Origin of the sequence: Streptomyces sp. SM10 (assembly GCF_002910915.1) — a bacterium.
In the GTDB taxonomy this organism is placed as follows: domain Bacteria; phylum Actinomycetota; class Actinomycetes; order Streptomycetales; family Streptomycetaceae; genus Streptomyces.
Map to the genome: position 1 here is coordinate 1 of NZ_NEUF01000072.1, position 2,991 is coordinate 2,991.

The 2,991-nt window shown below is 70.5% G+C and carries 3 protein-coding genes; all 3 read left to right on the top strand.

Going from position 1 to position 2,991, the window contains the following annotated elements; all coding sequences use genetic code 11:
- The first annotated feature begins 197 nt into the window (after window positions 1-197).
- Window positions 198-1,337, top strand: a complete 1,140-nt coding sequence (locus tag B9S57_RS10695) for an ISAs1 family transposase (RefSeq protein WP_103515314.1) — start codon at window positions 198-200, stop codon at window positions 1,335-1,337.
- A gap of 316 nt (window positions 1,338-1,653) precedes the next feature.
- Window positions 1,654-2,217 (top strand): hypothetical protein, encoded by a 564-nt coding sequence (locus B9S57_RS10700; RefSeq protein ID WP_103515315.1) that lies wholly within the window; start codon window positions 1,654-1,656, stop codon window positions 2,215-2,217.
- A 97-nt stretch (window positions 2,218-2,314) separates the two neighbouring features.
- Window positions 2,315-2,991, top strand: a 677-nt coding sequence (locus B9S57_RS10705) for a hypothetical protein (RefSeq protein ID WP_103515316.1), incomplete at its 3' end; no start/stop codon positions are given.

Here is a 2,991-nt window from a genome sequence, read left to right on the forward strand (position 1 = left end):
CAGGGCTTGCGCAAGTTCCCGGGATCGCCCAACTGGCGTGAGGATGCCGCGGGTTGGGGTGGACGACAGAGCGGACACGGGATCCGTGATCATTCAGGTGTCTAAGCCAAGTGATCAAAAGGGTTCCCGTGTCCGCTGTCTCATCTTCCCCGATCCCTGCCGTGTTGGCCAAGTTGGGGCCGCTCAATCCGGACGACATGCCTGACCTGCGATTCTTCCTGGAGGCGGTGCCCGATCCGCGCTCCCGGCGGGGCCGCTGGTACTCGCTGACCTCGATCCTGCTGGTCTGCGCGGCCGCCGTGGTCTCGGGAGCCCGGACCATCGACGAACTCGCCGAGTGGGGCGCCCGCGCCGACGCAGGGCTGCTCGCCGCGCTCGGCGTGCGCCGTCACCTGCTGTGCTGGCGGCATGCGCCGTCCAGGTCGGCGATCGGGAGGGTCCTCGAGCGTCTCGACACCGACGCACTCGATGCGGCCGTGGGCGCCTGGTTGGCTCACCGCCACAGGGCCGCAGCCCCGGGCAGGCGACGGGTGATCGCCGTGGACGGCAAGGCGCTGCGGGGCTCCGCCCGCCTAAACCAGACCCGCCGGCATCTGCTGTCCGCCGTCACCCACGGCTGCCCGGTCACCCTCGCCCAGGCTGAGGTCGGGGCCAAGACCAACGAGACACGGCACTTCCAGCCTCTGCTTGCACCGCTCGACCTGGACGGGGACGTGGTCACTTTCGACGCGCTGCACTCCGTGAAGGCCAACGTCGCCTGGCTGGCCGAGACCAAGAAGGCGCACTACGTGGCCGTGATCAAGCCCAATCAGCCCACCGCCTGGGCCCAACTGGACGGTCTGGACTGGCATGCGGTGGCCATCCAGCACACCGCCTCGAACAAGGGACACGGCCGTCGCGAGTCCCGCTCGATCAAGACTCTGGCCATCGCCGACAACCTGGGCGGCATCGCCTTCCCCCACGCGAAGCTCGCCCTCCGCGTCCACCGCCGCCGCAAAGAGACCGGCAGGAAGGAGACCCGCGAGACCGTCTATGCGGTCACCAGCCTCGACGTCCACCAGGCGAAACCGGCCGAACTCGCCTCCCACCTGCGCGGACACTGGACCGTGGAAGCCCAGCACCACATCCGCGACCGTACCTTCGCCGAGGACGCCTCCACCGTCCACGCCGGCAACGCACCCCGCGTCATGGCCACCCTCCGCAACCTCGCGATCGGAGCCCTCAAAGCCCTCGGAGCGACCAACATCGCGAAGACCACCCGCGCCATCCGCGACCAACCCGAACGAGCCCTCCCCATCCTGGGCATCACCTACAAGCACGACCTCAACGGAACTTGATCAAGCCCTGGCGTTGGTGCGCGTCGGCGAATACCTCGCTCACCGAGCGGACACCGAACGGCCGGCGCAGACCGAGCGGGCTCGCGTCGCCCTGACCCGCTCGACGCACAACGCCCCTGCCGGATCACCTGCTTCGCCCCAGCTCCCACCGGCATCGCAACCGCCGGCTCCCGGTCGCTCGCGGTGATCCCTAGCACGCAGTCACGGCAGCGCCAAACTGCCCGATCACCGGATCCTCATGGACCACCGCACTCCTTCAAGCTCCACGCCCCGTCGGCTCCCGCCGTGCGGCGGGACGTTCGCAACGGAGAACTCCATGCACCACGAAACCCCGCCCCCGACCGCCGCGTCCGATCCGCGTCACCTTCAGGCCGCCCTCTGTTCCGCGCTCGGGCAGCGCGGCCTGGAGTGCACCGTCGAGTACGGCCTCAGCGACTACATCGTCCACGCCGAGCTTCCCGACGGCAGTTCGCTGATCATCTCGCCCCCGCAGGAGCCACCCTCCGAGCACCCCGAGACCCCGGAAAGCTGGATGGTCACCCGCCACCGGTCCGCCGAGCCCGCCGTCTACGAGGTGATCTACGACTCCGAGCCGGACGGTCCGCATGCGCGCCACGGCGGCAGCGTGCCGGATCTCCTCTCCGCTGTCGACGCCCGCCTGGACCAGCTTGGCGTACCGACACGCCAGGAGCAGGAACGTTCCAGCAAGGCGCGCGCCGCCACCGTGCTCCCGCCCGACTCCGCTCCATCCCGGGCGAGGGTCGCTCTCGCCTCTTCGCCGTCGGTCGGCCAGCGCGTGCTCCCGACCGGTCCGCCGCCGGAGTCTTCCGCGCGGGCCGCGCCGCCGCCGGCCAGTTCCTCATCCGCTCCCCGGCTCTGACCGACCGCGATCCAGGAGTCCTCCGTGCACCGCACCCTCAGAACTGATCCGCCCGTCGCCCGCACCTGTAACCGCACCCGCCTCGGATGGATCTGCCATGCCCAGCCACTACGACGTGCTGCCCGACCTGGCCTTCGGCCACCACCCCGTCCACGGCATCGTCGCCGCGAACCCGAAGAACCTCGCGGCCAGCACCTGGATGCTCAAGGGATTCGACTTCCATCCCGTCGCCGACCAGCCGACGTTGTACGCGCTGGCCGACCAGAACCGTGACGGACACGGCCGTACGAGCCGGGCCATCGAGCTGCTGCGCAAGGCCGGCTACCAGGTCGATGTGGACGTCGCACTTGACCCTGCGCTGGCGCCCGACACGGCACAGATACGCGACAGCGGTCCGCTCGGTGAACCAGACGTCGCCTTCGCCGATCACCCGCAGCTCGGCATCGTCGCAGCCCTCGACGACCGTGTCTCCGGCCTCAGCGGGCTCGCGCTGGTGGAGGACGGCTGGCGGCACAACTCGAGCCTGGACATCTACACGCTCCCCGCGACCACCGATCGCGTCGAGGCGCTGGGGAAGGTCGCCGACGCCACGGTGGCCCTGCAGCGTTCGGGGCTGCAAGTCGCGGTGCAGCCCCGCCTCGCTCAAGAGGTGACGGCCCGGCCCCGCCCTGCCGCGACGCCGACCGCCGCGCGGGCGCGAGGCCATGGTCCGGCTCGCGCGTCTCCGTTGAGCGCCGCCGCGCTCGCCGCCAGCCCGGCCCGCGCCGGTATCCC

Bases quoted from the DNA above. Each gene is read 5' to 3' on its own strand.
- B9S57_RS10695 (WP_103515314.1), top strand. From the start codon at position 198: ATGCCTGACCTGCGATTCTTCCTGGAGGCGGTGCCCGATCCGCGCTCC.
- B9S57_RS10700 (WP_103515315.1), top strand. From the start codon at position 1,654: ATGCACCACGAAACCCCGCCCCCGACCGCCGCGTCCGATCCGCGTCAC.